Annotated in this window: 21 protein-coding genes; 8 read left to right on the top strand and 13 right to left on the bottom strand. The window is 71.6% G+C overall.

Annotation, left to right across the window (positions count from 1 at the left end):
- Nucleotides 1–105: 105 nt before the first annotated feature.
- Nucleotides 106–663: a helix-turn-helix transcriptional regulator gene (locus ABZ721_RS22825; RefSeq protein ID WP_358790504.1), complete on the top strand. Its 558-nt coding sequence runs from the start codon at nucleotides 106–108 to the stop codon at nucleotides 661–663.
- 58 nt (nucleotides 664–721) lie between these two features.
- On the opposite strand, the gene ABZ721_RS22820 is transcribed toward ABZ721_RS22825, so the two are convergent.
- Both ABZ721_RS22820 and ABZ721_RS22815 read right to left on the bottom strand, forming a co-directional pair.
- Complete coding sequence (locus tag ABZ721_RS22820) at nucleotides 722–1,945, bottom strand: serine hydrolase domain-containing protein (protein WP_358790503.1); 1,224 nt, start codon at nucleotides 1,943–1,945, stop codon at nucleotides 722–724.
- 338 nt (nucleotides 1,946–2,283) lie between these two features.
- Nucleotides 2,284–2,544 (bottom strand): UBP-type zinc finger domain-containing protein, encoded by a 261-nt coding sequence (locus ABZ721_RS22815; RefSeq protein WP_277441497.1) that lies wholly within the window; start codon nucleotides 2,542–2,544, stop codon nucleotides 2,284–2,286.
- 80 nt (nucleotides 2,545–2,624) lie between these two features.
- On the opposite strand from ABZ721_RS22815, the gene ABZ721_RS22810 reads away from it, so the two are divergent.
- The gene (locus ABZ721_RS22810) at nucleotides 2,625–4,223 is read left to right on the top strand and encodes a Na+/H+ antiporter (RefSeq protein WP_358790502.1); all 1,599 of its coding nucleotides are present in this window, start codon (nucleotides 2,625–2,627) and stop codon (nucleotides 4,221–4,223) included.
- A 27-nt stretch (nucleotides 4,224–4,250) separates the two neighbouring features.
- Here the strand turns inward: ABZ721_RS22810 and ABZ721_RS22805 are convergent, their stop codons facing one another.
- A complete protein-coding gene (locus ABZ721_RS22805) occupies nucleotides 4,251–4,523 on the bottom strand; it encodes a GlsB/YeaQ/YmgE family stress response membrane protein (RefSeq protein WP_358790501.1) in 273 nt (90 codons plus the stop codon).
- A 165-nt stretch (nucleotides 4,524–4,688) separates the two neighbouring features.
- Here ABZ721_RS22805 and ABZ721_RS22800 point away from each other — a divergent pair, with 165 nt between their 5' ends.
- Nucleotides 4,689–5,159, top strand: a complete 471-nt coding sequence (locus tag ABZ721_RS22800) for a DUF4231 domain-containing protein (RefSeq protein ID WP_358790500.1) — start codon at nucleotides 4,689–4,691, stop codon at nucleotides 5,157–5,159.
- Between the two features lie 174 nt (nucleotides 5,160–5,333).
- On the opposite strand, the gene ABZ721_RS22795 is transcribed toward ABZ721_RS22800, so the two are convergent.
- Together ABZ721_RS22795 and ABZ721_RS22790 are read right to left on the bottom strand one after the other, a co-directional pair.
- Complete coding sequence (locus ABZ721_RS22795; protein WP_358790499.1) at nucleotides 5,334–7,682, bottom strand: AbfB domain-containing protein; 2,349 nt, start codon at nucleotides 7,680–7,682, stop codon at nucleotides 5,334–5,336.
- Nucleotides 7,683–7,957: 275 nt separating this feature from the next.
- On the bottom strand, nucleotides 7,958–9,199 hold the full coding sequence (locus ABZ721_RS22790) for a glycoside hydrolase family 6 protein (protein WP_358790498.1): 1,242 nt from the start codon (nucleotides 9,197–9,199) through the stop codon (nucleotides 7,958–7,960).
- Between the two features lie 276 nt (nucleotides 9,200–9,475).
- Here ABZ721_RS22790 and ABZ721_RS22785 point away from each other — a divergent pair, with 276 nt between their 5' ends.
- The gene (locus tag ABZ721_RS22785; RefSeq protein WP_358790497.1) at nucleotides 9,476–11,296 is read left to right on the top strand and encodes a cellulase family glycosylhydrolase; all 1,821 of its coding nucleotides are present in this window, start codon (nucleotides 9,476–9,478) and stop codon (nucleotides 11,294–11,296) included.
- Between the two features lie 93 nt (nucleotides 11,297–11,389).
- On the opposite strand, the gene ABZ721_RS22780 is transcribed toward ABZ721_RS22785, so the two are convergent.
- The 6 genes from ABZ721_RS22780 to ABZ721_RS22755 form a co-directional block, all read right to left on the bottom strand.
- Complete coding sequence (locus ABZ721_RS22780) at nucleotides 11,390–12,472, bottom strand: aldose epimerase family protein (protein WP_358790496.1); 1,083 nt, start codon at nucleotides 12,470–12,472, stop codon at nucleotides 11,390–11,392.
- Between the two features lie 71 nt (nucleotides 12,473–12,543).
- Nucleotides 12,544–13,560, bottom strand: a complete 1,017-nt coding sequence (locus ABZ721_RS22775; RefSeq protein ID WP_358790495.1) for a LacI family DNA-binding transcriptional regulator — start codon at nucleotides 13,558–13,560, stop codon at nucleotides 12,544–12,546.
- A gap of 135 nt (nucleotides 13,561–13,695) precedes the next feature.
- Nucleotides 13,696–14,739 (bottom strand): ABC transporter permease, encoded by a 1,044-nt coding sequence (locus ABZ721_RS22770; RefSeq protein WP_358790494.1) that lies wholly within the window; start codon nucleotides 14,737–14,739, stop codon nucleotides 13,696–13,698.
- Entirely contained in the window at nucleotides 14,736–15,707 is a 972-nt protein-coding gene (locus ABZ721_RS22765; protein ID WP_358790493.1) for an ABC transporter permease, read from the bottom strand. The genes ABZ721_RS22770 and ABZ721_RS22765 overlap by 4 nt, the downstream gene beginning before the upstream one ends.
- A complete protein-coding gene (locus ABZ721_RS22760) occupies nucleotides 15,704–17,440 on the bottom strand; it encodes a sugar ABC transporter ATP-binding protein (protein ID WP_358790492.1) in 1,737 nt (578 codons plus the stop codon). Before ABZ721_RS22760 ends, ABZ721_RS22765 begins: the two co-directional genes overlap by 4 nt.
- An 86-nt stretch (nucleotides 17,441–17,526) precedes the next feature.
- Nucleotides 17,527–18,609, bottom strand: coding sequence for an ABC transporter substrate-binding protein (locus tag ABZ721_RS22755; protein WP_358790491.1), 1,083 nt, complete (start codon nucleotides 18,607–18,609; stop codon nucleotides 17,527–17,529).
- On the opposite strand from ABZ721_RS22755, the gene ABZ721_RS22750 reads away from it, so the two are divergent.
- Complete coding sequence (locus tag ABZ721_RS22750; RefSeq protein ID WP_358790490.1) at nucleotides 18,608–18,757, top strand: hypothetical protein; 150 nt, start codon at nucleotides 18,608–18,610, stop codon at nucleotides 18,755–18,757. The two genes, ABZ721_RS22755 and ABZ721_RS22750, sit on opposite strands and share 2 nt — an antisense overlap.
- 265 nt (nucleotides 18,758–19,022) lie before the next feature.
- Here ABZ721_RS22750 and ABZ721_RS22745 read toward each other — a convergent pair whose 3' ends face one another.
- Nucleotides 19,023–21,155, bottom strand: coding sequence for a discoidin domain-containing protein (locus tag ABZ721_RS22745; protein WP_358790489.1), 2,133 nt, complete (start codon nucleotides 21,153–21,155; stop codon nucleotides 19,023–19,025).
- Nucleotides 21,156–21,339: 184 nt separating this feature from the next.
- Here ABZ721_RS22745 and ABZ721_RS22740 point away from each other — a divergent pair, with 184 nt between their 5' ends.
- Genes ABZ721_RS22740 through ABZ721_RS22730 form a run of 3 tightly spaced genes read left to right on the top strand, consistent with a single transcriptional unit; the run spans nucleotide 21,340 to nucleotide 22,225 of the window.
- The gene (locus tag ABZ721_RS22740) at nucleotides 21,340–21,528 is read left to right on the top strand and encodes a hypothetical protein (RefSeq protein ID WP_358790488.1); all 189 of its coding nucleotides are present in this window, start codon (nucleotides 21,340–21,342) and stop codon (nucleotides 21,526–21,528) included.
- Between the two features lie 5 nt (nucleotides 21,529–21,533).
- A complete protein-coding gene (locus ABZ721_RS22735) occupies nucleotides 21,534–21,863 on the top strand; it encodes a metalloregulator ArsR/SmtB family transcription factor (RefSeq protein WP_358790487.1) in 330 nt (109 codons plus the stop codon).
- On the top strand, nucleotides 21,860–22,225 hold the full coding sequence (locus tag ABZ721_RS22730) for a hypothetical protein (RefSeq protein WP_358790486.1): 366 nt from the start codon (nucleotides 21,860–21,862) through the stop codon (nucleotides 22,223–22,225). The genes ABZ721_RS22735 and ABZ721_RS22730 overlap by 4 nt, the downstream gene beginning before the upstream one ends.
- Nucleotides 22,226–22,367: 142 nt before the next feature.
- Here ABZ721_RS22730 and ABZ721_RS22725 read toward each other — a convergent pair whose 3' ends face one another.
- Nucleotides 22,368–24,971 carry a discoidin domain-containing protein gene (locus tag ABZ721_RS22725; protein ID WP_358790485.1) on the bottom strand — a complete coding sequence of 868 codons (2,604 nt, stop codon included), beginning with the start codon at nucleotides 24,969–24,971 and terminating at the stop codon, nucleotides 22,368–22,370.
- Between the last annotated feature and the right edge of the window lie 712 nt (nucleotides 24,972–25,683).

The raw sequence follows: 25,683 nt of genomic DNA, 5'->3' as shown, positions 1-25,683 counted from the left end.
CCGGGCACCGGGCGCCGATCCTAGGATGGCCTCCCGACACGTCCATCGTCCGGCCCGGGGCACCCCGGGCCGGACGACCGGGTACCAGAGAGGCGCCGTAAGACCATGTCGCTGCCGCACGCCATCCTCACCGCCCTGCTGGAGAAGCCGTCCTCGGGGCTGGAGCTGACGCGCCGGTTCGACCGCTCCATCGGCTTCTTCTGGTCCGCCACCCACCAGCAGATCTACCGCGAGCTGGGAAAGCTGGAGCAGTCCGGCCTGATCCACGCGCTGGCGCAGTCCCCGTCGCGCGGCCAGAAGCGCGAGTACGAGGTGCTGCCCGCGGGCCGCGTGGAACTGACCGCCTGGGTGGCCACCGGCCAGGACCCCAAGCCGATCCGCGACGCCCTGCTGCTGCGGCTGCGCGCGGCGGCGGTCGTCGGCCGGGACGGCCTCGGACCGGAACTGGAACGCCACCTCGCCGCCCACCGCCGGCAGCTGGCCGAGTACGAGGCGATCGAGGAGCGCGACTTCGCCGGCGGCGACCTCGGCGGCGAGGCCCGGCTGCGCCACCTGGTGCTGCGCGCCGGCATCGGGCTGGAGACCTTCTGGGTCGAGTGGCTCACCGAGTCCCTGGCCGAATTCCGGCGGGCGGACACGGCGGGCGGGGTCCGCGCGGGCTGAGACCGGGCCGCCGGACCCGGACCCGGCCACGCGCAGGCGCGACCGGATCCGGGGGCCGTCAGAAGGCCGAGGTGCGGGCCGGAGGGTTCGGGAGGGCGGGGGCGGACGGGCAGAACTCCGCCAGGACGGCGGAGTCCGGGCCGGCGACCCAGTCCGCGTTGGTGTTGGAGGACAGGCTGTGCCGGCCGTCACGGGTGGTGACCGCGGCCGAGGAGGACCCGAAGATCCCGCCGTCATGGCCCCAGACGGTGATCCCGCAGGGCAGGCGGACGGACATGATGGCCAGCCCGTACCCGTAGTCGGGACTGTCCGGGCCGGTCGGCACCGTGGTGAGCATCTCGGCGAGCTGCTGGGCCGGCAGCAGCCGCCCGCGCAGCAGGGCGCTGAAGAACCGGTTCAGGTCGCCGGTGGTGGAGATCATCTCGCCCGCCGAGCCGGCGATCGAGGGATTGAACTCGGTGACGTCGTAGATCTTGTCGGGAGTCTGCGCGAAGAGCACCGAGTACGCGCGGCCGTGGCGGCCGGGAACCGTGGGCGAGGTGCCCGGCACGCTCGTCGAGCGCAGCCCCAGCGGCCGCAGGATACGCCGTTCGATCTCCTGGGCGTAGGAGTGGCCGGTCACCTTGCGCACCACCATGCCGGCGAGGATGTAGTTGGTGTTGGAGTAGCTCCAGGACGTGCCCGGAGGGAAGTTCGGCCGGTGGGCGAGGGCGGTACCGACCAACTGCCGCGGCTGGTAGGTGTCGTAGCGGTGGTCGAGGAAGCCCTGGCCGGTCATCCGGCCGCGGACCCCTGGGTCCTCCGTGTAGTCGTAGAGGCCGCTGGTGTGGTTGAGCACCTGGCGCAGCGTGATGTGCCGGCCGTCGTTGCCGTTGCCGTGGACCAGGCCCGGCAGCAGCCGGTCGATGGTGTCGTCCAGGCTCAGCTTCCGCTCGGCCTCCAACTGCAGCAGCACGGTGGCGACGAACGGCTTGGTGATGCTGCCGATCCGGAACCGGTCATCCGGTCGGAACGGGCGCCCGGAGGTCAGATCCGCGGTGCCGGCGGTGCCGAACCAGGTCTGCGCGCCGGTCTGCGCCTGGGCCTGTATACCGGGGGCGCCCGCCGCGACGGTGGAGTCGAGCGCGGCCTGGGTCGCGGCATGGCCGGTATGGAGCCCGGGCGCGGCGGGGGGAGCGGGGGCGGGGGCCGCCGCGGTCGCGGGCCCGGCCAAGAGGGTCGCGCCCACCGCGAGCGCTGCCGTCAGGCCCAGTACGCCCCGGCCGAGGTGGAGTTTCGACATGGAGTTCCTCTCCATCGATACGGAATCCCTGGCTGTGCGCGGCTTGTGAGCCGCGTGGGACAGGACGCCGTCGACGGCTCCATGCGTTGACAGACCCGGAAACCACCGGTGGGATTCGGCCAGGCGGCGGGAGGCGGACATTTCGGCAGGTGAGGCGCGCGACTAAGGCGTGCCTGCGCCGTGACGTGTATCCGCAGCACGGGTTGCGGGCCAGACGTCGGCATTTCGCGCGCGCTCTCGCTACCGTTGTTCGCACAGGCCCGGCAGGCCGCCACCCCCGTGCGAACCTGCCGGGCCTGCTGCTGTCCCGGGGCGGCCCGGCCCACCGCCCCCGGGGATCACACCAGGCGCAGGTCGACGAAGCACCAGCTCCAGCTCTCGCCCGGCTCGAAGCTCCGCATCACCGGATGCCCGGTCTCCTCGAAATGCCCGGTGGCGTGCCGGTACGGCGACGAGTCGCAGCAGCCGACGTGGCCGCAGACGAGACACAGCCTGAGCTGTACCGGATGGCTGCCCACAGCAAGACATTCCGGGCAGGTGGCGGTCAGCGGAGCCGGCTCGGGGCGCGGCAGGTCGGGAACATGCGGGCACTCGCTCATGATTGCCAGGTTAGATCGGGTCGACGGCAATCGAAGAACGAGACCCGGAACGAGAACCAGATGGGAACGGCCACACGCTGATGGATGTCATGCCACTGCTGATGCTGATCGCGGGCAGCGCCGCGATCGCGGGAGCGGCCCGCCGCACACCGGTGCCGGCGCCGCTGCTGCTGGTCACCGCCGGGCTGATCGCGTCGTACGTGCCGGGCATGCCCGACTACACCCTCGACCCGGAGATCGTGCTGCCCCTGCTGCTGCCGCCGCTCCTGCACACGGCGGCCCTGGAGAGCTCCTACCTGGACCTGCGGGCCAACGCGCGGCCCGTCGCCCTGCTCTCCGTCGGCTATGTCCTGTTCGCGACGATCGTGGTCGGGTACATCGCCTACCTGGTGGTCCCCGACCTGTCGCTGACCGTCGCCCTGGTGCTGGGCGCGGTGATCGCCCCGCCCGACGCGGTCGCCGCCACCGCCATCGCGCGGCGCCTGAAACTGCCCAACCGGATCACCACGATCCTGCAGGGCGAGTCCCTGGTGAACGACGCGACAGCGATCACCGCCTACAAAGTCGCGCTGGCCGCCGTCGTGGGGGAGGGGGCCACCTGGGGCGAGGGGATCAGGGAGTTCGGCGTCGCCGCGGCGGGCGGCATCGTCGTCGGCCTCATCCTCATGGTGCCGCTGCACTGGCTGCGCACGCACCTGAAGGAGCCGCTGCTGCAGAACACCCTGTCGCTGCTCATCCCGTTCGTGGCCTACGCGGCGGCCGAGCACGTCGGCGCGTCGGGGGTGCTCGCCGTCGTGGTCGTCGGGCTCTACCTGGGACACCGCTCCTGGCAGGTCGACTTCGCCACTCGTCTGCAGGAGGCGGCGGTGTGGAAGATGGTCGGCTTCATCCTGGAGTCGACGGTCTTCGCCCTCATCGGGTTGCAGTTGCGGGTGGTGATCGGCGGACTCGGCGAGTACGGGGCGGCGGAGTCCGCCTGGTACGCGTTCGCGGTCTTCGTCGTCGTGGTGGCGGCGCGCTTCGCCTGGGTCTTCCCCGCGACCTTCCTGCCCCGCATGCTGTCGTCCCGCATCCGGGAACGCGAACCCGACACCAACTGGACCGGGCCCGTCATCGTCGGCTGGGCCGGGATGCGCGGCGTCGTCTCGCTCGCCATCGCCTTCTCGATCCCGCTGACCCTGGACGACGGCGAGGCCTTCCCGGCCCGCAACCTGGTGCTCTTCCTGACGTTCACCACCGTCATCGGCACCCTCGTCGTGCAGGGCCTGACCCTGCCGCCGCTGATCCGCCGGCTGAAGATCCCGTCACGTGACGTGCTCGCCGAGACGCTCGCCGAGGCGCAGGCGCAGAGCGAGGCGTCGACCGCGGCCGAACGCCGGCTCACCGAACTCCTCGCCGACGAGCGCAACGAACTGCCGCAGCCGCTCGCCGACCGGCTGCGCACCGTCATGGAACGGCGGCGCAACGCGGTGTGGGAGCGGCTGGGGACGGTCAACGAGACGACCGGGGAGTCCGCGGACGAGACGTACCGCCGACTCGCCCGGGAGATGATCGGCGCCGAACGCGAGGTGTTCGTGGACCTGCGCGACGCCCGGCGCATCGACGACGAGATGCTCCGGACGCTGCTGCGCCGGCTGGACCTGGAGGAGGCCGCCGCCTACCGCGAGGAAACGGCCTGACGGCGGCGCCCGACCGGGACGGCGGCGTCAGCGGCGTGCGCGCGAGTCGCCGAAGAAGATCCGGTAGAGGATCAGCAGGACCAGCGATCCGCCGATGGCCGCGCCCCACGTGGCCAGGTCGAAGAAGTCGTGCCCGATGGGCTTGTCCAGCAGGCGGGCGGAGAGCCAGCCGCCCACGAACGCGCCCGCGATGCCGATCAGCGTGGTGATGATGATGCCGCCGGGGTCGCGTCCGGGCAGCAGGACCTTGGCGATGACCCCGGCGATGAGGCCGAGAATGATCCAGGCGAGTATGCCCATGATGCGTGCCTTCCTTTCGACGTACCGCTTCCGCGGAGCGTGCCCGCGATCTTCCCCGCACCGAGGAGGACGCAGCTCCGGAGCGGGGGGTTCCCGGGTGCCACCTCGGACGACGCACTTTCCTGATGCGCTCCGTCTGCCCCGGGCACGAGGCACCATGTTCGCGTGTTGATACGCAGACGGACCCCCCTCGCACCCCCGTCCCCCGACGATGCCGTGCTGGCCTACGCCCTGCGGGACTTGGAGTGGTACGCGCGCACCCGCGACCGCGCCCGCCGGTGGCACTGGGCCACGGAACTGGGCGCGCTGCTGGCGGGCGCCGCGACCGTGGTCGCGGCCGGCATCCAGGCACCCGCCGCGGTCACCGCGACCGTGGCGGGCGTCGCCGTCTTCATCGGCGGGTTCCGCCAGGTCTTCAACCACACCGAGCGCTATGTGCTCGCCGCGGAGTCCTGGTCGCGGCTGCGCCCGTCCGTCGAGCGGTACCGGCTGCTGCCGGAGGGCGAACGGGACGCCGAGGCCCGCCGGGTGCTGGTGGAGGCGATCGAGGCGGTCGCCGCCGCGGAGGTGCAGAGCTGGGCCGTCCACCGGCGCGGAGCGCGGGCGGGCTCGGACGCGGGCCCGGGAGCCGTGTGAGCGCCGACCGTGCGTCCGGGTCGGGCGGCCGGTGCGATCCCCGGGCCTGCCGGATGCGGGGGTGCGGTGCTTCACACCGGGATCCTCGGGCCCGGAGGGGGCGGCTGGAGGGACGAGGAGGGAGCTGGAATCCCCCCAGCCGCCGGTCAGGTGGTCCCCGGGGTCGTGGTCAGCTCACGGGGCCCAGGGCGAGTCCACGGACCAGGTGGTGTCCTCGGTGAAGGTGGCCGGGTTGTCCCAGGTGTGGCCGCCGCCCGGAGTCGCCAGCCAGACCTCGGAGTTGATGTGCCGGATGTAGCTGCCGGGGATGTTGGAGGCCGAGAAGCGGACGCCGCCGCTGCCCTGGACGGCACAGAAGGTGGCGTCGGCCTTGAAGAGCGCCGAGCCGTCACTGGGCGCCCGCTTGACCCGGAAGTCCTGGTGGCGCAGGTACTCGCCGGGGTAGTTGCGCGACTCGAAGGAGTAGCAGGCGCTGTTGCCGAGACCGGTGACGACCTTCCAGGTCGCGTCGTTCTTGAGCAGCGCGCCGCTGTTGCCGTCGACGACCTCGGTGAAGGCCAGCCCGTCGGCGTGGCGCAGGTACTTGTTGGTGTGGCCCGGTGTGGTGACCCGCAGGGACTTGTACTGGCCGACGGGCAGGACGACCGGTGGCGGCGGGTTGAGGGAGGCGTTGATCAGGGCCTGGTTGGCGGCCTTGACCCGGGCCGCGTCGACCTTGACGACCTGGCGGTCGTAGGTCAGCAGCCCGTTGACCTCGTTCTCGACGTCGGTGATCTCGGTGTAGACCGACGCGGAGAGCCCGGCGGGCAGCTGGTTGAGGCGCAGCGCGTCCAGCAGGCCGACGAAGCGGTTGTTGAGGGTGGCCAGGTTCGGCTGGTCCTCGTAGCTGAAGCCGCCGCCCGGGTACCACTCGTGGCCGGCCACCTTGAAGCCGAGCCCGCCGTACTCGCCCAGCACGGCGGCGCGGGTCGCGGTGGGGGCGGTGTTGCCCGGTCCGACGTAGATGTGGTTGTCGATGACGTCACCGTTGCCGCCGTCGACGGAGCCGCAGCAGTTGACGCCGCTCATGTTGTCGACGAGGCGGGACGGGTCGTAGGCCTTGACGTCGCCTGCGATGCGGGCCTGGTCGTACTGGCCCCAGCCCTCGTTCTGGTCCACCCACAGGATCAGCGAGGGGGAGCTGCGGTGCTGGTCGATGACGGCGTGGAACTCGGTCTCCCACTGCGCGCGGGCCGCGGTGTCGGGCGACTTGCCGGTGTCCATGGCCGGCATGTCCTGCCACACCAGCAGGCCGAGCCGGTCGGCCCAGTAGAACCAGCGCTGCGGCTCGACCTTGATGTGCTTGCGGACCATGTTGAAGCCGAGGTCCTTGTGCGCCTGCAGGTCGGAGCGGAGTGCGGCGTCGGTCGGCGCGGTGTAGATGCCGTCGGGCCAGTACCCCTGGTCGAGGGTGCCGGTCTGGAAGACGAACTTCCCGTTCAGCACCGGCCGCAGGACGTTGTCGACCTTGGCGACCGCGATCGAGCGCATCCCGGCGTAGCTGCCGACCGAGTCGACGGTGGTGCCCCCGCCGGTGAGGTCGGCGCGCACGTCGTACAGGAACGGGTCGTCCGGGCTCCAGCGGTGCGCGTTGGGCACGGGCACGGAGAACTCCGTGCCGACGGCCCCGGTGGCGGTGCCGACCACGGTGCCCGCGGTGGAGACGGTGACCCGGGCGCTCTGGCCGCCGATCCCGTCGCCCCTGACGGTGACGCGCAGGGTGTTGCCGGCCAGGTTCGGCGTCAGGTCCAGGCGGGTGATGTGCGCGGTGGCCACGGGCTCCAGCCAGACGGTCTGCCAGATCCCGGAGGCGGCGGTGTAGAAGATCCCGCCGCCCGGGTGCGGGGCGACGTCGTTGATCCGCTGCTTGCCGACGGCCCCTCCGCCGGTCTGGGTCGGGTCGTAGACCGAGACCACGACGGCGTTGGCCCCGCCGGTCAGCAGCGGGGTGATGTCGTAGGCGAAGCCGTCGTAGCCGCCCTTGTGCACCGCTCCGGCCTGCCGGCCGTTGACCCACACCGTGGTCTGCCAGTCGGAGGCGCCGAAGTTGAGCTGGACGCGGCGGCCGTTCCAGGCGGACGGGACGGTGAAGGTGCGCTTGTACCAGAGCTTGTCGTTCTCGGTGATCTTGCGCTTGATGCCGGACAGCGCGGACTCGGCGGCGAACGGGACGCGGATCTGCTCGGTGAACGCCGCGGGCTGGCCGGCGTCGCGGCCGGTGACGGCGAAGTCCCAGATGCCGTTGAGGTTGGCCCAGTCGGGCCGGGTGAGCTGGGGGCGCGGGTACTCCGGCAGCGGGTTGTCCACCGGGACCTGGTCGGTCCAGGGGGTGGTCATGGGGGAGGGCTTCGGCGTCCAGGCGGCGGCGCTGGCCGGTGCCGGGCCGAGGGCGGCCAGCGCGCCGGCGGCGAGCGCCAGGGTCGCGAACGCGGAGACGAACCGGCGCCGCCAGGGCGGGTGTCCGGCATCAGGGGAGCGTTTCATCCGTGCGGCTCCTTCGTGGGGGTGGGCCGTGCCGTGATGCGGTTCTTCTAACGTTGGAAACGTTCTGCCCAGCGGAATGACAGCACGCCGTCAAGTCACTGTCCAGACCTCGCGCAGCAATCGGATGTGTTGACGGGCGTTGACCTCTATCGATGTAAATGAAGCGCCACCCCGCCCGCACCGGAACCAGGGAGGTCCGGCGCGGACGGGGTGGCGCGGGAAGTGCGGGAGGTACGCGGTGCGGCCCGGTCAGGTGCGCCGCACCGCGTACCGGCTCAGGGGCGGCCCAGGTTCCAGGTCAGGGCCGGGAGGGCGCGGGCGGCGAGCCCGTGGGCCTGGTCCGGCCACCAGGCGCCGGCGGCCGGGTCGGTGATCCCGTACTCGGGATCGGTGGGCCCGGCGGTGCCGCGGGTGCAACTGCCGTCGGACTCACCGGGAACCTTGATCCACAGGTACGCGTCGAGCAGCGCGACCCCGGTGGCGGCGGTGGGCCGGGTGCCCAGCCCGCGCCCCGGCGGGTTGCACCAGGTCTGCGGGTCGCTGTACTCGGCGGTCGGCGTCCACGGGCCCTGTCCGTTGCGGCTGCTGTCGATCACGAAGTGCGGCAGCACGGCCTCGGCGGGCACGTGGCTCGCGTACCAGGCGTCCGCGTCGGCGGGCGGCCAGTACTGGTTCGCGCAGTCGGCGGCCGCCGCGCCGGGCACGTTGCGCAGGTACCAGGTGCACTTCGCGACCAGGGTGCCGTAGCGGACCAGGTCCGTGTCGGTCTGGTAGTTGGAGACGTTCAGGAAGAAGCCCTGCGCCTGCGCGATGCCGCCCTCGACCAGCAACTGGGCCATCGTGCCGACGTTCTGCCAGGCGCTGTGCCCGGCGTCGAGGTAGACCACCGCGCCGGGCTGCCGCTCCAGCCGCCGCACGGCGCCGCTGATCTCGGCGATCCGGTCCGCCTGCTGGGCGGCGGTGCCGCCGCAGAAGGTCGGGCTCAGCGCGAGCCCGTCCGGCTCCAGGACGACGATGGTGCGGCGGTCGCCGATCCCGCGGGCGAGGGCGTCGATCCACGCGGCGTACTCGGCGGAGTTCGCCGCGCCGCCCGCCGAGTACTGCGAACAGTCGCGGCCCGGCACGTTGTAGGCCACGGCCACCGGCACCTGGTGCCGGCGCGCTGCCTTGGCCTGCAGCTTCGCCATGTCGTCGGTGGTCTGCTGGGGCGTGCTCGTGCCGTTGAACCACTGGGCCACCGGCCAGGAGGCCAGCTTCGCCATGGACAGGGCGCCGGCGTAGTCGTGTGCCGTGAGGTCGGCCACCGCCTGGTGGGCCGCCTTGCTGTCGAGCTCGGTGTAGAAGCGCGAGCCGGCCGGGAGCGAGTGGTCGACGGGCCGGGTCCCGGCGGTGTCGGCGGCGCTCGCGGCAGGCGCCGGCAGGACGCACAGGGCGGTCGCGGCGGCGGCCGCGGTCGCCGTCAGAAGCGTCGTCCAGCGGCTTATTTGTGGGAGCGCTCCCAAACGTGTTCGGTTCATCTCGCCCATTTCTCTTCGATTCGAATCCAGAAAAAGCGTTCAAGAGATGAACGCTGTTCGGCACCTTGACGCCGTCTGCGGGCATCGCTTCTATGGCACGGGCCTCGGTGGTCGATCGTGGCTATGGAAACTGAAGGAATCGTGCCGCAGATCTCTTCTGCTGGCCAGCCCCAGGGCGCGTTTTACGGAGGTGATGTTGGCAAAGAGTGGAAGCGCTCCCACGCGCAGCTGATCAGAGTCGCACCATCGGAACGAACGTCAGAGAGGAACAGGGACGTGCTCCATCTCTCGCGCAGACTGCGCTCGGCGGGAACCGCCGCCGCGGTCCTGGCCGCGCTGCTCACCCCGCTCGCCGGACTCCAGGGCGCCCAGGCCGCCGACACCCCCTCACCCACCCGTGCGGAGCCGGCCGCGGCCGCCGCCGGGGCGGGCTACTGGCACACCAGCGGCCGGCAACTGCTGGACGCCGCCGACCAGCCGGTGCGGATCGCCGGCATCAACTGGTTCGGGTTCGAGACCTCCAACTACGTACCGCACGGCCTCTGGTCGCGCGACTACAAGAGCATGATCGACCAGATGAAGTCGACCGGGTACAACACGATCCGGCTCCCGTACAGCGACGACATCTTCAAGGGCACCGTGCCCAGCGGGATCAACACCTCCGGCGGCATGAACGCCGATCTCCCGGGCCTGACGTCGCTCCAGATCATGGACAAGCTCGTCAACTACGCCGGCTCGGTCGGCCTGAAGGTCATCCTGGACCGGCACCGTCCCGACTCCGCCGGCCAGTCGGCCCTCTGGTACACCGCGGCGGTCCCCGAATCCACCTGGATCAGCAACCTCACCGCGCTGGCGACCCGCTACCGGGGCAACTCCGCCATGATCGGCATCGACCTGCACAACGAGCCGCACGACCCGGCCTGCTGGGGCTGCGGCGACACCGCCACCGACTGGCGGCTGGCGGCCGAGCGCGGCGGGAACGCGGTGCTGGCGGCCAACGCGTCCCTGCTCGTCTTCGTCGAGGGCGTCCAGACGTTCAACGGCAGTTCCTACTGGTGGGGCGGGAACCTCCAGGGCGCCGGCCAGTACCCGGTCCGGCTGAGCGTCGCCAACCGGCTGGTGTACTCCGCGCACGACTACGCGACCAGCGTCGCCTCCCAGCCCTGGTTCACCGACCCCGCGTTCCCCTCCAACATGGCGGCCGTCTGGACCAAGAACTGGGGCTACCTCTTCCAGCAGAACACCGCGCCGGTCTGGGTCGGGGAGTTCGGCACCACCCTGCAGGCCTCCGTCGACCAGACCTGGCTCAGGACGCTCGTGCAGTACCTGCGTCCCACCGCCCAGTACGGCGCCGACAGCTTCCAGTGGACGTTCTGGTCGTGGAACCCCAACTCCGGTGACACCGGCGGGATACTCAACGACGACTGGACCACCATCAACACCGCCAAGGACGCCTACCTCAGCAGCGTCAAGGCGCCCTCGTTCGGCTCCGGCGGCGGAGGCGGCGACACCCAGCCGCCGACCGCCCCCGCGAACGTCGCGGTCTCCGGCACCACCAGCGCCACCGTCTCGCTCACCTGGAGCGCCGCCACCGACGACGTGGGCGTCACCGGCTACGACGTCTACCGCGGCTCCGCGCCGGTCGGCAGCAGCACCGGGACCACGTACACCGACACGGGCCTGACCCCGTCGACCGCGTACACCTACACCGTCCGGGCCCATGACGCGGCGGGCAACACCTCGCCCGCGTCCGGCGCCGTCACCGCCACCACGGCCCCCGGCGGGAGCGGGGGTTCGGGGTGCACGGCGGGCTGGCACGTCGACAGCCAGTGGACCCCGGGCTTCAACGCCACCGTCACCGTCACCAACGCGGGGACCGCGCCCACCAGTGCCTGGAAGGTCACCTGGACGTGGCCCGGCGGGCAGCACCTGTCCAACGCCTGGAACGCCACCGTCCAGGAGTCCGGGACCGGGGTGAGCGCGGTGAACCTCGCGTACAACGGGCGGCTCGCCGCCGGCGCGTCGACGTCCTTCGGACTGCAGGGCACCTGGAGCGGCACCAACACGCCCCCGACGCTGACCTGCACCGCGTCCTGACCACGAGGAAGGCGCTCCGACCCGCACCGCGCCCCGACCGGAGCGCGGTGCGGCCGGCTCCCGCGGGACGGCACGCCGCCGCCCCGCGGGAGTTCAGCGCAGGTGGGTGGAGCGGAACTCCGTGCGGCTGCGCAGGACCGTGCCGGGCCGCAGCACGGTGCTCGGGTAGCCGGGGCGGTTCGGCGCGTCGGGGAAGTGCTGGGTCTCCAGGCAGACCGCGCCGTGCCGCTCGTGGCGGTTGCCGTCGGCGTCGCCGAGCGAGCCGTCGAGGTGGTTGGCCGTGTAGACCTGGATGCCGGGCTCGGTCGTCCAGACCTGCAGCTCCCGCCCGGACGCGGGGTCGCGCAGCAGCGCGGCGGCCCGCAGCCCGTCGGGGCCCTCCGCCGGGCGCAGCACCCAGCAGTGGTCGAACCCGTCCGCGTCCTTGAGCTGCGGGTCCTCCTCCGCCAGGCAGTCGCCCAGCCGGCGCGGCGCGGTGAGGTCGAACGGCGTGCCGGCCACCTCCTGGGCCGGCCCGAGCGGGATCGCGTCCGCCGTCACCGGGAGGTAGCTGTCCGCGCCGACGCTCAGCCAGTGGTCCAGCACGGCGCCGGGGCGGGGTCCCGTCCCCGCGCCCGCCAGGTTGAAGTAGGCGTGGTTGGTGAGGTTGACGACGGTCGGCCGGTCGGTGACGGCCTCGAAGGTGACGGAGAGCGTGCCGCGGTCGTCGAGCGCGTAGAGCGCCGTCACCGTCAGCTCGCCGGGAAAGCCCATGTCGCCGTCGGGGCTGCGCAGCGTCAGCCGCACGGCCGCTTCGTCGCCGACCGGCTCGGCGTCCCACACCCGGTTGTCGAACCCGTCGGGTCCGCCGTGCAGCGCGTGCCCGTGGTCGTTGGCCGGTACGCGGTGCTCCCGCCCGTCCAGGGTGAACCGGCCGCCCGCGATGCGGTTGGCGTAGCGGCCGACGAGGGCGCCGAAGTAAGGGCTCGGCCCGGCGTATCCCTCCAGGTCGGGCAGGGCCAGGACGACGGAGCGGGTGCGGCCCGCGCGGTCCGGGACGTTCAGGGCGTGCAGGACGCCCCCGTAGGTGAGGACCTCGGCGGTGACTCCGGCCGGGGACCGCAGGGTCCAGCGGTCCACGGCCCGCCCGTCCGGAGTGGTGCCGAACGGTTCACGGTGCGCTGCGGGTCGGGGCATGCTCAGTCCTCAGGAAGGGTGCGGTGCTGGACGGTGACGCGGCGGGCGGTCGTGCCCGGTGCGGCACCGGCTCAGCCGGGTCGGCGCGCGGTGGACTCCCTGGCCACCAGGGTGTAACCGGGCTGGATCCGCTCCGGCACCAGGTCGGGGGCGCCCGCGAGCCGGGCCACCACCCGTTCGACCGCCAGCCGGGCGATGGCCTGCTTGTCGGGGGAGACCGTGGTGAGGGCGATGGTCGAGAAGCGCCCCTCCTCGACGTCGTCGAAGCCGACGACGGCGACGTCGTCCGGCACCCGCAGCCCGCGGTCGGTCAGCGCGCGCATCGCGCCGATCGCGATCAGGTCGTTGTACGCGAAGACGGCGTCGGGCCGCTCCCCGCGGTCCAGCAGGGCGTTCATGGCGGCGGCGCCGTCGACCCGGCCGTAGCCGTCGGTGGCGGCCACCAGCGAGTCGTCGCAGGGCAGCCCCGCGGCGCCCAGCTCCTCGCGCCAGCCGCGCAGCCGCAGGTGCGCGGGTTGCCGGGCGCTCTCCCGGCGGGCGCCGAGGAAGGCGATCCGCCGGTGCCCGAGCCCGGTGAGGTGGCGTACGGCGGTGCGCGCGGCGGAGACGTTGTCGATGGCGATCTGGTCGTAGGGGGCGTCGTACTCGCGCTCGCCGAGCAGCACCAGCGGGGCGTCGTCGGTCCGGCCCAGCAGGTCGGCGGCCTCCAGCTCGATGGGGCTGAGGATGAGGCCGTCGATGACATGGGCACGGAAGCCCTGGGAGACCAGGATCTCCTTCTGCCGCTCGCCCGCGGTGTGGTCGAGCAGGACGGTGTAGTCGTGCCGGGCGGCGGCGTCGACGACGGCGCCCGCGAGTTCGGCGAAGTACGGGTTGCCGAGTTCGGGGACGGCGAGCGCGATGATCCCGGTCCGGCCCTTGCGCAGATGACGGGCGGTCAGGTTGGGGCGGTAGCCGAGCTCGTCGATGGCCCGCTGCACCTTCGCCCGCATCCCGGGGGTGACGTGCGGATAGTTGTTGACCACGTTGGAGACGGTCTTGATGGAAACGCCCGCCAGCTGCGCGACGTCCTTGAGGCTGGCGCCCACGAATGTCCTTCCTTCGGCCGGGCCGCTGGGCTCCGGGCCGTGGTGATCCGGGTGGTTGAGACCCGGCGGTGTCCGGCCCCAGTGTGGTGCGTCCGGCTCCGCCCGGTCCACGACCGGCGGCGGAGCCGGACGGGTTCAGGTGCTGCGGCGGGCCGCGGACAGGTAGCGCTGGGCGACCACCACGAGGATCAGGAAGCCGCCGCTGACCACCGACTGGTAGGAGGAGTTCAACGAGCCGATCTGGTTGATCAGATTCTGGATCACCGCCAGCAGCAGCACTCCCCACAGGGTGCCGGAGACCGAGCCCGCGCCGCCGACCAGCAGCGTGCCGCCGATCACGACGGCGGCGATGGCGTCGAGCTCCATCCCCACGCCGATGATGGTGACGCCCGAGGAGAGCCGGGCGGCGTTGAGCGCCCCGGCGAGTCCGGCCAGCAGCCCGCTCAGCAGGTACACCAGGATCTTCGTCCTGGCGACCGGCAGCCCCATCAGGGTGGCGGCGTCGCTGCTGCCGCCGACGGCGAACAGGGCCTGGCCGAACGAGGTGCGCTGCAGCACCAGGCCGCCGACCGCGAACAGCGCCAGCGCGATGAACACCGGGTAGCCGAAGCCGCCGATGCTGCCGCCGCCCAGTTCGGCGAAGGCCGAGCCGCGCGGCACGAGGTAGGTGGTGGCGCCCTCGTCGGTGAGGGCGAGCAGCAGCCCGCGCGCGGCGAGCAGCGAGGCGAGCGTCACGATGAACGGAGCCATCCCGGCCCGCGCGACGAGCAGGCCGTTGATCGCCCCGATCGCCCCGCAGACGGCGAGCGGCACCAGCAGCGCGGGCAGCATGCCCCACTGCGAGGCCCAGGCCGCGAGCACGCCGCCGAGCGCGAAGACGGAGCCGACCGACAGGTCGATCCCGCCGGTGATGATCACCAGCGTCATCCCGAGGGCGACGATCGACAGGAAGGACGCCTGGACGGTCACCCCGCGGGCGTTGTCCAGGCTCGCGAAGGACTCGAAGACGAACGAGGAGATGAGGACGACCAGCAGCAGGACCGCGAGGACGCCCTGGCGCTGCAGCAGTTCGGCCGCGCGCCGCCGGCCGGTGGGCCGGGCGGTGGCCGCCAGCTCCGCCGGGGGTGTGAAGGCGGCTGCGGAGACGGGCGCGGAGGGGGCTTTCACGAGGGATTTCATCGGGATCGACGCTCCCGGGCGACATAGACGGCGACGAGGATGATGGCCGCCTGGGCCATCTGGGCGGTGGAGTCGTGCAGGTTGTGGGTGACCAGGGTGGCGTGCAGCAGCTGCATCAGCAGGGCGCCCGTCACCGTGCCCAGGACCCGTACCGAGCCGCCGGTCAGCGGGGTGCCGCCGACGACCACGGCGGTGATGGCGGACAGCTCCATCAGGTTGCCGAGCGCGGACGGGTCGCTGGCGGTCAGCCGCGCGGTGGCGAGGACGCCGGCCAGCGCCGCCAGCACCCCGCACAGCACGTACACGCCGATCAGCACCCGCTTGACGGGCAGTCCGGCCAGCGCGGCGGCGGCCCGGTTGCCGCCGACCGCGACCAGCTGCCGCCCGAAGGTGGTGCGCTGGACGAGGAACGCGATGGCGACGGCGAGCACTCCGGCGATCAGGACGACCACCGGGACGCCCAGCACGCTGTCGGTGCCCAGCCCCAGCAGGTCGGTGTTCTCGATCTGCTTGAGCTGCCCGTCCGCGATGACGAGCGCCAGGCCGCGGCCGCCGACGAACAGCGCCAGGGTGGCGACGATGGGCTGCAGTCCCACGAGGGAGACCAGCGAGCCGTTGACCAGGCCGACCACCACCCCCGCGAACAGCGCGAGCAGCAGCGCGGGCACCAGGCCGTAGCCGAGGTAGAGCGGCAGCAGCGCGCTGGCGAGCGCCATCGTGGAGCCGACCGACAGGTCGACGCCCTCGGTGCCGATGACCAGGGCCATGCCCAGCGCGACGATGACGATGGGGGAGACCTGGACGAGCTGGGTGCGCAGGTTGTCGACGGTCAGGAAGTGGTCGCTGAAGACCGCGTTGAACAGCAGGAGCGCGGCGACGGCGCCGTAGACGCCGTACCGCTGGAGCAGTTCGGTGATCCTGGCCCTGTCGAGCCCGCGGGAGGCGAGGGTGATCGGGACGTCGGTCATCGCCGGTCCTCCTTCTTCAGGGCCGCGGGTCCGCCGGTCGGGGCGTCGGCCGGTGCTTCAGCGGGGACGTCGGCCGGTGGTTCGGCGGGGGCGTCGGCCGGTTCACCGGTCGTGTGGCGGGCCGGTTCGCCGGACGGGGTGTCGGCCGGCGCGTCGGTCGCGTCCGGCGCTTCGGCCAGGACGGCGAGCAGCTCGCTCTCCTCGACCCGGTCGTCGGTCAGCTCGCCCGCGACCGCGCCGCCGCGCAGGACGAGGATGCGGTCGGAGCCCTCGATGAGCTCCTCGATGTCGGAGGAGATCAGCAGCACGGCGAGCCCCTCCTGCGCGAGGTCGTCGATCAGTGCCTGCACCTCGGCCTTGGCGCCGACGTCGATGCCGCGGGTGGGCTCGTCGAGCAGCAGGACCTTGGGCTCCAGGCAGAGCCACCGGGCGAGCAGCACCTTCTGCTGGTTGCCGCCGGACAGTTCGCCGACCTTCTGCTCCGGGCTGGACGCCTTGATCCGCAGCCGCTTCATGAAGACCTCGACGATGCGGTCCTGCTGGGCGCGCGAGACGATCCCGGCGCGCGAGAGCCGGGGCAGCGCGGCGAGCACGATGTTCTCCCGGACCGACAGGCCGGGGACGATGCCCTCGGCCTTGCGGTCCTCGGGCAGCAGGCTGATCCCGGCCCGGATCGCCCCGGCGGGCGAGAGCCGGCGCAGGGTGCGGCCGCCGACGCTGATCGTGCCGCCGTCCAGCGTCAGCGCGCCGGCCAGGGCCTTGGCGGTCTCGCTGCGGCCGGAGCCCAGCAGCCCGCCGAGCCCGAGCACCTCGCCCGGGTGCAGTTCCAGGCCGACGTCGTGCAGGACCCGCGCGCTGGTCAGTCCGGTGGCGGTCAGCACGGGCTGCCGCTCCGCCCGGTGGCCCTCGCCGAAGCTGGTGGTGCCGTGCCGGCGGACCTCGGCGATCTCGCGGCCGAGCATCATCGACACCAGCCGCATCCGGTCGAGGTCGCGCAGCTCGCCGGTGTGCACGTGCTTGCCGTCCCGCAGGACGGTGACGCGGTCGCAGATCCGGTAGAGCTCGTCCATCCGGTGGCTGACGTAGACGATCGCGATGCCGCGCTCGTGCAGTTCGCCGATGACCCGGAAGAGCGTCTCGACCTCGCGCGGCTCCAGGGAGGACGTGGGCTCGTCCATCACGACCACGCGCGCCTGGACGGACACCGCCCGCGCCAGGGCCACCATCTGCTGCGTGCCGACCCCCAGCGTGTGCAGCGGGCGGCGCGGGTCGGCGTGCACCCCGAAGCCGGTCAGCAGCTCGGCCGCCTCGCGGTGCATGCGGGCGAAGTCGATCAGGCCGAAGCGGTTCTTGGGCTCGCGGCCGAGGAAGATGTTGCGGGCCACGCTCATCAGGGGGACGAGGTTGACCTCCTGGTAGATCGTGGAGATCCCGGCCTGCTGCGCCTCGTAGGGGCGGTGGAACGACACCGGGTCGCCACCGAGCCGCAGCTCGCCGCCGTCCGGCCGGTACACGCCGGTGAGCAGCTTGATCAGTGTCGACTTGCCGGCGCCGTTCTCCCCGACCAGCGCGTGGATCTCACCGGTCCGCAGGGCGAAGGACACGTCGTCGAGCGCCACCACGCCGGGGAAGCGTTTGCTGACGCCGACGGCCTCCAGCACGACGGACGGGCCGGGCGGTGCCGCGGTGCCGGCGGGCACGGACGCCGCCTCGACGGCTTCGGATGGTGCCATGGTCGTGGCCTTCCGGGGAGAGCTGGTGGAGGGTGCGGGCCGCCCGCGCCGGTGCGGGGGCGGCCCGTCGCACGGCTGGACGGGGGTCAGTACGCCCCGCCCAGCGACGCCTTGGCGTTGCTGTCGTCGTACTCCCGGTCGGAGATGATCACGTTCTCCGGGATGGACTCGCCGCCGAAGAACTTCTGGGCGGTGGCGAAGGCCAGCGGCCCGAAGCGCGGGTTGGACTCGATGACGGCGTTGTAGTCGCCGTTGACCAGGGCCTGGACGGCGTTGCGGGTGCCGTCGATCGACACGATCTTGATGTCCTTGCCGGGCTTCTTGTTCGCGCCCTTGAGGGCGGTGACCGCGCCCAGGCCCATCTCGTCGTTCTCGGCGTAGACGGCGGTGATGTCCGGCTTGGACTGGATCAGCTGCTCCATCACCTGCTGGCCCTTGTCGCGGGCGAACTCGCCGGTCTGCTGCGCGACGATCTCCAGTCCGGGGGCCTTGGCCTTGAGCTGGTCGACGAAGCCCTTGGTGCGGTCGGTGGTGACGTTGTTGCCCGACGCGCCGAGCAGGATCGCCACCTTGCCTTTGCCGCCGGTCACCTTGATCATCGCGTCGGCGGCGCGCTTGCCCTGCTCGACGAAGTTGGAGCCGAGGAAGGCGACGTAGTCCTTGCAGGCGGTCGCGTTGAGCTTGCGGTCGATGGTGATGACCGGCACGTGCTTGGCCGCGGCGGCCTGCAGCGCGGGCTGCAGCCCGTCGGAGTTGAGCGGCGCGACGATGAGCAGCTGCGCGCCCTGCGAGAGCATGTCCTGGATGTCGCTGATCTGCTTGGGAAGCTGCGACTGCGCGTTGGTGGTGAGCAGCTTCTTGACACCCAGCTTGGCGGCCTCGTCCTTGATCGACTGGGTCTCGGCGATCCGGAAGGGGTTGGCCTCCTTCTCGGACTGCGAGAAGCCGACCACGATGTTCTTGAGGTCCAGCTTGGTGGCGCCGTAACTCTGCAGCGTGCAGCCCGCACCGGCGGCGGCGGTGGTGGGCGCGACGGTCTGCGCTCCCGCGCCGGTGTCGCCGGTGGCCTTGTCCGTCGTCTCCGACTTCGAGCAGCCGGCGGTGGCCAGGGCGGCCGTCGCGACGAACACGCAGGCGGCGGCGAGGGTGCGGGATCTCTTGGTGGTCATGCTCACGACACTCCTTGGGTACGACGGCGGTGCCGCCGAGCAGTACGTGGTGCGGGTCCTGGAGTTCTGCGGGGTGCACGCCCACGGACCTCCGCGCAAGGCGAGCGCGGCGCCCAGACAGCGCTGTGACGTGCACCGATACCGGTGATCCGGTGGTTGAGGAGGCTCTCCCGCCACTCGGCTTTACAACGTTATATACGCGCCGCGCGGCCGCCCACAAGCTTTCCGCCCGCCGCATTTCCAAAATGTGTCCAGCCTGGAACGTGCCATCCGGGACACATCGTGGGTTTCCCCCGGGCGGCTCCCGCACGCCGTTCTTTCCAACGATGCACGGCGAAGTGCCGGCCGGGTCCCGTCCACGGGGGACGGGACCCGGCCGGCACCTGTGGCGGCGCGAACCGCGGTCGTGCGGACTACTGGGAGACGCGCACGTAGTCGATCAGCATCTTCTGCGGGAAGACGGTGGTGGCGTCGGGCGCTCCGGGCCAGTCACCGCCGACCGCGTTGTTGAGGATGAGGTAGAACGGGTGGTCGTACACCCACGGGCCCCGCGTCGACTCCACCACCGCCTTGTCCGCGGTGAAGAAGGCGTGGCCGTCCACCGAGAACGTCATGTGGGTGGAGTCCCAGTCCACGGCGTAGGTGTGGAAGGCCGCGGCGAAGTCGCTGCCCGCGACGGTGTACGGCGAGCCGTAGCCGTTCCCGCCGTTGTAGGCCGGGGCGTGCAGCGTGGAGTAGACCGAGTCCGCGACCTTGCCGACGTGCTCCATGATGTCGATCTCGCCGGAGTTCGGCCACGGGGTGCCGGTCTTGAAGTTGGACCCGAGCATCCAGAACGCGGGCCACAGGCCCTGGGTGCCGCTCACCTTGATCCGCGCCTCGACGTGGCCGTAGGCGAAGGTGAAGTGGTCCGAGGTGTTGATGCGGCCGGATGTGTACTGGCCGGACGCCTCCTTGCGCGCTTCGATGACGAGGTTGCCCGCACCGTCCATGGCGGTGTTGTCGCCGTTCGTGTAGTACTGCAGCTCGCCGTTCTGGCCGTTGCCGACGTCCTGGGTCCACTTGCCGGTGTCCGGCCGGGTGCCCGCGGCGCCGTTGAACTCGTCGCTCCACACCAGGTGCGTGGGGTTGCCGGGGTTCGGCGGCAGGGCGGGCGGCGCGGTCGGGCTGCCGCCGGTGCCGTAGACGTCGAAGGTCCACAGCGAGTAGCCGTACGCGCTGCTGCGGGCGGTGCCGTACATCCGCACGTAGCGGCCGGTGCCGTCGACGGTCAGGGTCTCCTTGAAGCCCTTGCCGGTCGTGGTGGAGTACACGCTCGTCCAGTTGGCGCCGTCGGGCGAGGTCTGGATCTGGTAGGCGGTGGCGAAGGCCGGGTCCCACTGGAGCACGACCTTGGTGATGTGCGCGGTGGCGCCCAGGTCGACGGCGATCCAGCCGGGGTCGACCCACCCGTTGGTGTCGCTGGTAGCCCACCGGGTGGCCGGGTCGGCGTCGACGGCTTTGGCCGGGGTGCAGCCGGTGCAGCTGTTGGCGTTCTGGTAGGTCGAGGCGGTGGCCGGCTTGTTGTACGAGAGCAGCACCGCGCCGTCCTGGGGCGGCTGGGTGGAGCCGCCGGTGGTGAAGACCTGGAACTCCCACAGCGAGTACCCGTAGGCGGTGGCGCGCTGGGTGCCGTAGACCCGGACGTAGCGGCCGGTTCCCGACAGCGTGATCAGTTCCGTCGCCCCGGGGCCGGTGGTGGTGGAGTGGACGGTGGTCCAGTTGGTGCCGTCCGCCGAGGTCTGGATCTGGTACGCCTTGGCGTAGGCGGCCTCCCAGCTGAGCTGGACGCCGCAGATGCCCTGGCTGGAGCCGAGGTCGACGCGCAGCCACTGCGGGTCGGCGGCGGCGCTGGACCACCGGGTCCCGGTGTTGCCGTCGACGGCCGCGCTCGCGGGGGTGCCGGCGTTCTCGGTGGAGGACGCGGTCGCGGGCTGGTTCAGCGCGGCGTTCGCGGTGCCGCAGGTGGGGGTGGTGGAACCGGTGGTCCCGTAGACCTGGAACTCCCACAGGGAGTAGCCGTACTGGGTGTGCCGGGCGGTGCCGTTGATCCGCACGTACCGGCCGCTGCCGGTGACGTTCAGGGTCTCGGTGCCGCCGGCGCCCGTGGTGGTCGTGTACACCGTCGTCCAGGTCGCGCCGTCGGGCGAGGTCTGGAGCTGGTACGCGGAGCCGTAGGCGGTCTCCCAGTTCAGTACGACCCTGCTGATCGTGGCGGTCGCCCCGAGGTCGACGCGCAGCCACTGCGGGTCGGCGGCGGCGCTGGACCACCGGGTCCCGGTGTTGCCGTCGACGGCCGCGCTCGCGGGGGTGCCGGCGTTCTCCGTCGACGAGGCCGTCACCGGCTTCCCCTGCGACAGCAGCGAGTCCGCCGCCTGCGCGGGCGCTCCGGCCGCGGTCAGGGACAGGGCCGCCACCAGGGCGGCGACGAGGGTCAGGACCAGTGCTCGCCAGGGGTGCCGCGGGGGCTTGTGCCGTGGCCGGGTGGTGCTGGGTGTGCCGTGCATGGTGTCTCCCATCGGTGAGGGCGCTCTCGGTGCGCGGGGACGGAGGTGCCGGGTGTCGTCAGCACGTCGAGGTGGGGGAGAGCGCTCCACCGGGGCCGTCACGGCCGGGTGCGGCAGGGAATTGAAGAATTCTTCACTTCCATACATCATGTCCTCATCAAGATTTCGGCTTGCGGGAGGTGCGATGTCGGAGATGACGGCCGATGCGGTCCGTGGGCGGGTGGCAGCGGCGCGCGCCGCCCTGGCCGAGGCGGTGGACAGCGGCGAGTTCGGGGCGATCTCGGAGGCCCTGGACGCGCTGGAGGAGTCGCTGGGGCTCGCCCGGCTGCACGGTGTGGAGCTGCCCGCGACCGACGGGAGCGAGAGGACGTGAGGACCGTGCCGGTTCCGCTGTACCAGGCGAAGGCGGAGCTCTTCCGCATGCTGGGACACCCGGTGCGCATCCGGGTCCTGGAACTGCTGCAGAACGGTCCGATGCCGGTCCGCGAGCTGCTGGCCGCGATCGAGGTGGAGCGCTCCAACCTCTCGCAGCAGCTGGCGATCCTGCGCCGGTCGGGGATCGTCACCTCGAGCCGTGAGAAGGACACCGTGGTCTACTCCCTGTCTGCCGATGTCGCCGATCTGATGCGGGCGTCCCGCCGGGTCCTGAGCGGTCTGGTCGGCGAAGTGGCCGCGGGCCACGTCCCAGGCCCTAGGCTCAGCTCGTGACGACAACCGGCGATGAAGAACTCGACGACCAGCAGTTCGGACAGCGGTGGCAGGACGCGACACCGCGCGAGCGGCTCGCCCTGCTCCGCGACGTCCGCCACCAGCCGCTGACCCCCCGGCAGGCGCGCCGGATACGCATCGTCGTCGCCGCGTTCTTCATGGCCGTCGCGGCGGCCGTGCTGGTGATGCGGCTCGGGGACCAGCCGTCGGTCCTGGTCGTGGGCGTGTACGGAGCGGCGCTGATCGTGTGCGGGGTGGTCATCGAGCTGAGCCGCAAGGGCCGGACGCGGGTGGCCATGTGGCTGCTGGGGGCCGGTCTGATCGCGGTCGCCCTCGCGGAGCAACTGCTGCGCAGCCTGTGACCCGCCGTGGTGTGCCCGGCTGATGTGCCGGGTGGTTCACCGGGGTTGGTTTGCCGGCGGTGGTTCGCCTGGTCGGCTTGCCGGGGTGCGGGGCGGCCCGCCTCCGGACCGCCCCGCACCCCGCTCTCACGCCGTCAGCGGGTTACGGATAGGACGTCACCGTGGACGGTATGGTCGAGGTCCCCGACGTCGGCGACCCGACGTCGTTGATGACATGCGCGTACTGGCCCATGCCGCCGAGTGACACGACCAGCAGGTCGTGGAACTTCACGCCGGGCTTGTTCGGTGCCTCGAATCCGTGCTCCTGCACGATCGTGGGATCCGCGGTGAAGTTGCAGTAGCTCCCGAGGCCCCAGCCCTCATGGGTCGTGACGTTGTCGTCGACCTTGTAGGCGGCGTAGCCCCTGATGCTGCCGTTCTGGATGGCGGCCTGGTTCGGCGGGTCGTAGGCGATCTCGTTCTGGAAGAAGATCGTCCTGCCGTTCTCGCCGCTCCACTGCACGTTGTACTTCTTGAAGTGCTCGACGAACAGGCCGGTGGCCAGCACGTTGGCACCGTTGACCTTCAGGCCGGTGTCGGACGGGTTGGTGTTCCACCCGACGCCCGCGCCGTGGTCGGCGCGCCACAGCCAGGTGTGGTCGATGATCGTGTCGTTGCTGTTGACCTCGACCGCGGTGGTCGCCGAGCCGGGGCCCGCGCCGCCGATCCGCACGAACACGTCCTGCATGGACGTGGGGTTGACGGAGTGGTTGCCGGACGATCCGGCCGGGCCGATCTGCAGCAGCACCGGCGAGTTGACCGCACCGGCGTCGATCAGGAAGCCGGCCAGCTTCACGCCGTCGACGTCGGCGACCTTGACCGCCGCCACGCCGTTGTCCGGAACGATGGTGGCCAGGCCGAGGCCGAGCACCACGGTGTTGGCGCGGTTGACGTTGATGGACTGGTCGACGTGGTAGACGCCCGGGGTGAAGAGCAGGTTCAGACCCTGCGCGAGCGCCGCGTTGATCGTCGCCGCGGAGACGCCCGGCTTCGCCACGTAGAACTGGCTCAGCGGGAGCGAGGTGCCCGGCGTGTTCGGCCAGGACGTGCCGACCGCGTTGACGCGCTTGTTGGGGACGAAGACCTTGTACTCGCTGCCGTCCAGGTACATGTACGGCTTCTCGCGCGACACCGGGGTGGTGGCGAGCGTCGTGTAGACCGGGTTCGGGAAGCCCTGCGCCGGAGCGCCCTGGACGCCCGAGAACACCATGTTCCAGACGCCGTTGGTCCAGCCGCCGACCGAGCTGTCGCGGGTGTACCACTGCTGCTGCGAGTACGGGCCGACGGTGCCGTCGATCTTGCTGTCGGCGATGTAGCCGCCGCTCGCCCAGCCGTAGCTGGCGGGCGCCAGGTTCAGACCGCCCTTGACGTGGACCCGGCGGAAGGGCGCGGCCTGCGCGACGGCCCACCGGTCGGTGCCGCTGACGGGCGTGATCGCCAGGTTTTCCGCGGAGCGCCAGAAGTTCTGGGTGGCGTTGCCCGCCATCCAGCCGGCGTCGACGGTGATGTCGCCGTTGATCTGGGTGTCGTCGGGGTTGATGCCGAGACCCGAGATCGAGGTGTAGAAGCCGATCTGCGCGTTCAGGCCGCTGTAGGTGCCCGGCTTGAAGAACAGCTGGTAGCGGCCGGTGCCGAACTGGGCCGACTCCTGCTGGGTGAAGATCTGGTCCAGCGTCCCCTGGATGTTCGGGGTGGACGGGTCGAAGACCTTGACGTTGGGACCGAGGTCACCGCCGCCCTGGATCGGGCCGCCGGGGTCGGTGGTGCCGCCGCCGGTGCCGTACACCTGGAACTCCCAGAGGGAGTAGCCGTACGCGGTCCCGCGGACCGTGCCGTACACCCGGACGTAGCGCCCGGTGCCGGTCACGGCGAGCGTCTGGTTGCCGCCGGCGCTGGTGGTGGTGGAGTAGACGTCGGTCCACGTCGACGCGTTGTCCGACGTCTGGATCTTGAAGGCCTTGGCGTACGCCGCCTCCCAGTTGAGGGTGACGGAGCTGATGGTCGCGGAGGCGCCGAGGTCGACCTGCAGCCACTGCGGGTCACCGGCTGCGCTGGACCAGCGGGTGCCGGTGCTGCCGTCGACCGCCGCGCTCGCGGGGGTGCCGCCGTTCTCGGTGGAGGACGCCGTCGCGGGCTTGCCCTGCGAGAGGAGCGTGCCCCCGGTGGGGGGAGTGGTGCCGCCCACGGTGCCGTAGATCTGGAACTCCCAGAGGGAGTAGCCGTAGCCGGTGGCGCGGACGGTGCCGTACATCCGGACATAGCGCCCGGAAGCGTTTACGGAAAGCGTCTGCACGCCGCCGGGGCCCGTGGTGGTGGAGTAGGCGTCGGTCCAGGTCGTGCCGTTGTCCGAGACCTGGATCTTGAACGCCTTGGCGGACGCCGTCTCCCAGTTGAGACCGATCTGACTGATGGCCGCGGTGGCGCCGAGGTCCACCTGCAGCCACTGCGGGTCGGCGGCGGCACTGGCCCAGCGCGTCCCGGTGTTCCCGTCCACCGCGTTGGCGGCGGGGGTGCCGCCGTTCTCGGTCGAGGACGCGGTGGCCGCCTTGCCCTGCGACAGGAGGGTGTCGGCCGCGTGCGCCGCGTGCGAGGGGACGAAGAGGAGCAACGAGGCGATCAGCGCCGTGATGACCGCGACTGCCGTGTTGCGCAGGTTCACCGGCGCCGCGGTTCTTGGCAGGGGTGGACCGGTGGGGGGTGCGAGCATGAGCGACTCTCCTGTGTTCACGAACTTGGGGTGTGAGGGCAGGGCTCGGCGGCCGACCGGCCGTGGAGCGGCCGGACGGCGACGGGAACAGCGACAGAGCGGGTGCGCCTCCACAGGTGCGAGAGAGCGCTCTCCCGGTACACCGCGATGGTTCTCCTTGTGTTTCATCCATGTCAAGAGTTGTGCACGCAGTGCGCGGCGGGACCGGGAAAAGCTCGCCCAATAACGATAAATGGCGCGGAAATTTCGTCAGGTGTTGAAGCAACGGCGATGACCAGCGCAGATCGCCGAAAGTATCCGCCGCGTCGCTCCCGACCGCCCGCCCACGCACCTCCGCCGCACGGAATCCGGACAGCGGTGGGCTGACGGGACGGTCTTGACATGCCTTCAGTTCATGAACACCGGAGGGGGTTCACGTCGCACTGTCGCCGATGCGGAGCACCAGATACGCCTCGCCGCTGCCCGGCGGGCGGGTCCAGGAGCGGGTGGTGAAGGTGGGCAACCGTCCGCTCACAACGGCACGCCGCGCCCATGTCTCCCCGCCGCGCCGGTCCCCGCGCCCGCCCGAGGGCTTCGCCGAACGGCCCCCGATGCTGCCACCCCCACCGACACCCCCACCGACACCGCCTCCGCCGCCCGCCGCTCCGCGTGACATGCGTCTCAGGCCGCTCGGGGGAACCGCCCCGACCAGCGGCGGTGCCCGGCCGCGTGA

This window comes from Streptomyces sp. NPDC006733 (assembly GCF_040636125.1).
Classification (GTDB): domain Bacteria; phylum Actinomycetota; class Actinomycetes; order Streptomycetales; family Streptomycetaceae; genus Actinacidiphila.
This window is presented reverse-complemented; position numbering and strand designations above follow the sequence as displayed.

Coding starts and splice junctions, on each gene's coding strand:
- ABZ721_RS22825 (WP_358790504.1), top strand. CDS start 106: ATGTCGCTGCCGCACGCCATCCTCACCGCCCTGCTGGAGAAGCCGTCC.
- ABZ721_RS22820 (WP_358790503.1), bottom strand. CDS start 1,945: ATGTCGAAACTCCACCTCGGCCGGGGCGTACTGGGCCTGACGGCAGCG.
- ABZ721_RS22815 (WP_277441497.1), bottom strand. CDS start 2,544: ATGAGCGAGTGCCCGCATGTTCCCGACCTGCCGCGCCCCGAGCCGGCT.
- ABZ721_RS22810 (WP_358790502.1), top strand. CDS start 2,625: ATGGATGTCATGCCACTGCTGATGCTGATCGCGGGCAGCGCCGCGATC.
- ABZ721_RS22805 (WP_358790501.1), bottom strand. CDS start 4,523: ATGGGCATACTCGCCTGGATCATTCTCGGCCTCATCGCCGGGGTCATC.
- ABZ721_RS22795 (WP_358790499.1), bottom strand. CDS start 7,682: ATGAAACGCTCCCCTGATGCCGGACACCCGCCCTGGCGGCGCCGGTTC.
- ABZ721_RS22790 (WP_358790498.1), bottom strand. CDS start 9,199: ATGAACCGAACACGTTTGGGAGCGCTCCCACAAATAAGCCGCTGGACG.
- ABZ721_RS22780 (WP_358790496.1), bottom strand. CDS start 12,472: ATGCCCCGACCCGCAGCGCACCGTGAACCGTTCGGCACCACTCCGGAC.
- ABZ721_RS22770 (WP_358790494.1), bottom strand. CDS start 14,739: ATGAAATCCCTCGTGAAAGCCCCCTCCGCGCCCGTCTCCGCAGCCGCC.
- ABZ721_RS22765 (WP_358790493.1), bottom strand. CDS start 15,707: ATGACCGACGTCCCGATCACCCTCGCCTCCCGCGGGCTCGACAGGGCC.
- ABZ721_RS22760 (WP_358790492.1), bottom strand. CDS start 17,440: ATGGCACCATCCGAAGCCGTCGAGGCGGCGTCCGTGCCCGCCGGCACC.
- ABZ721_RS22750 (WP_358790490.1), top strand. CDS start 18,608: ATGCTCACGACACTCCTTGGGTACGACGGCGGTGCCGCCGAGCAGTAC.
- ABZ721_RS22755 (WP_358790491.1), bottom strand. CDS start 18,609: ATGACCACCAAGAGATCCCGCACCCTCGCCGCCGCCTGCGTGTTCGTC.
- ABZ721_RS22745 (WP_358790489.1), bottom strand. CDS start 21,155: ATGCACGGCACACCCAGCACCACCCGGCCACGGCACAAGCCCCCGCGG.
- ABZ721_RS22740 (WP_358790488.1), top strand. CDS start 21,340: ATGTCGGAGATGACGGCCGATGCGGTCCGTGGGCGGGTGGCAGCGGCG.
- ABZ721_RS22725 (WP_358790485.1), bottom strand. CDS start 24,971: ATGCTCGCACCCCCCACCGGTCCACCCCTGCCAAGAACCGCGGCGCCG.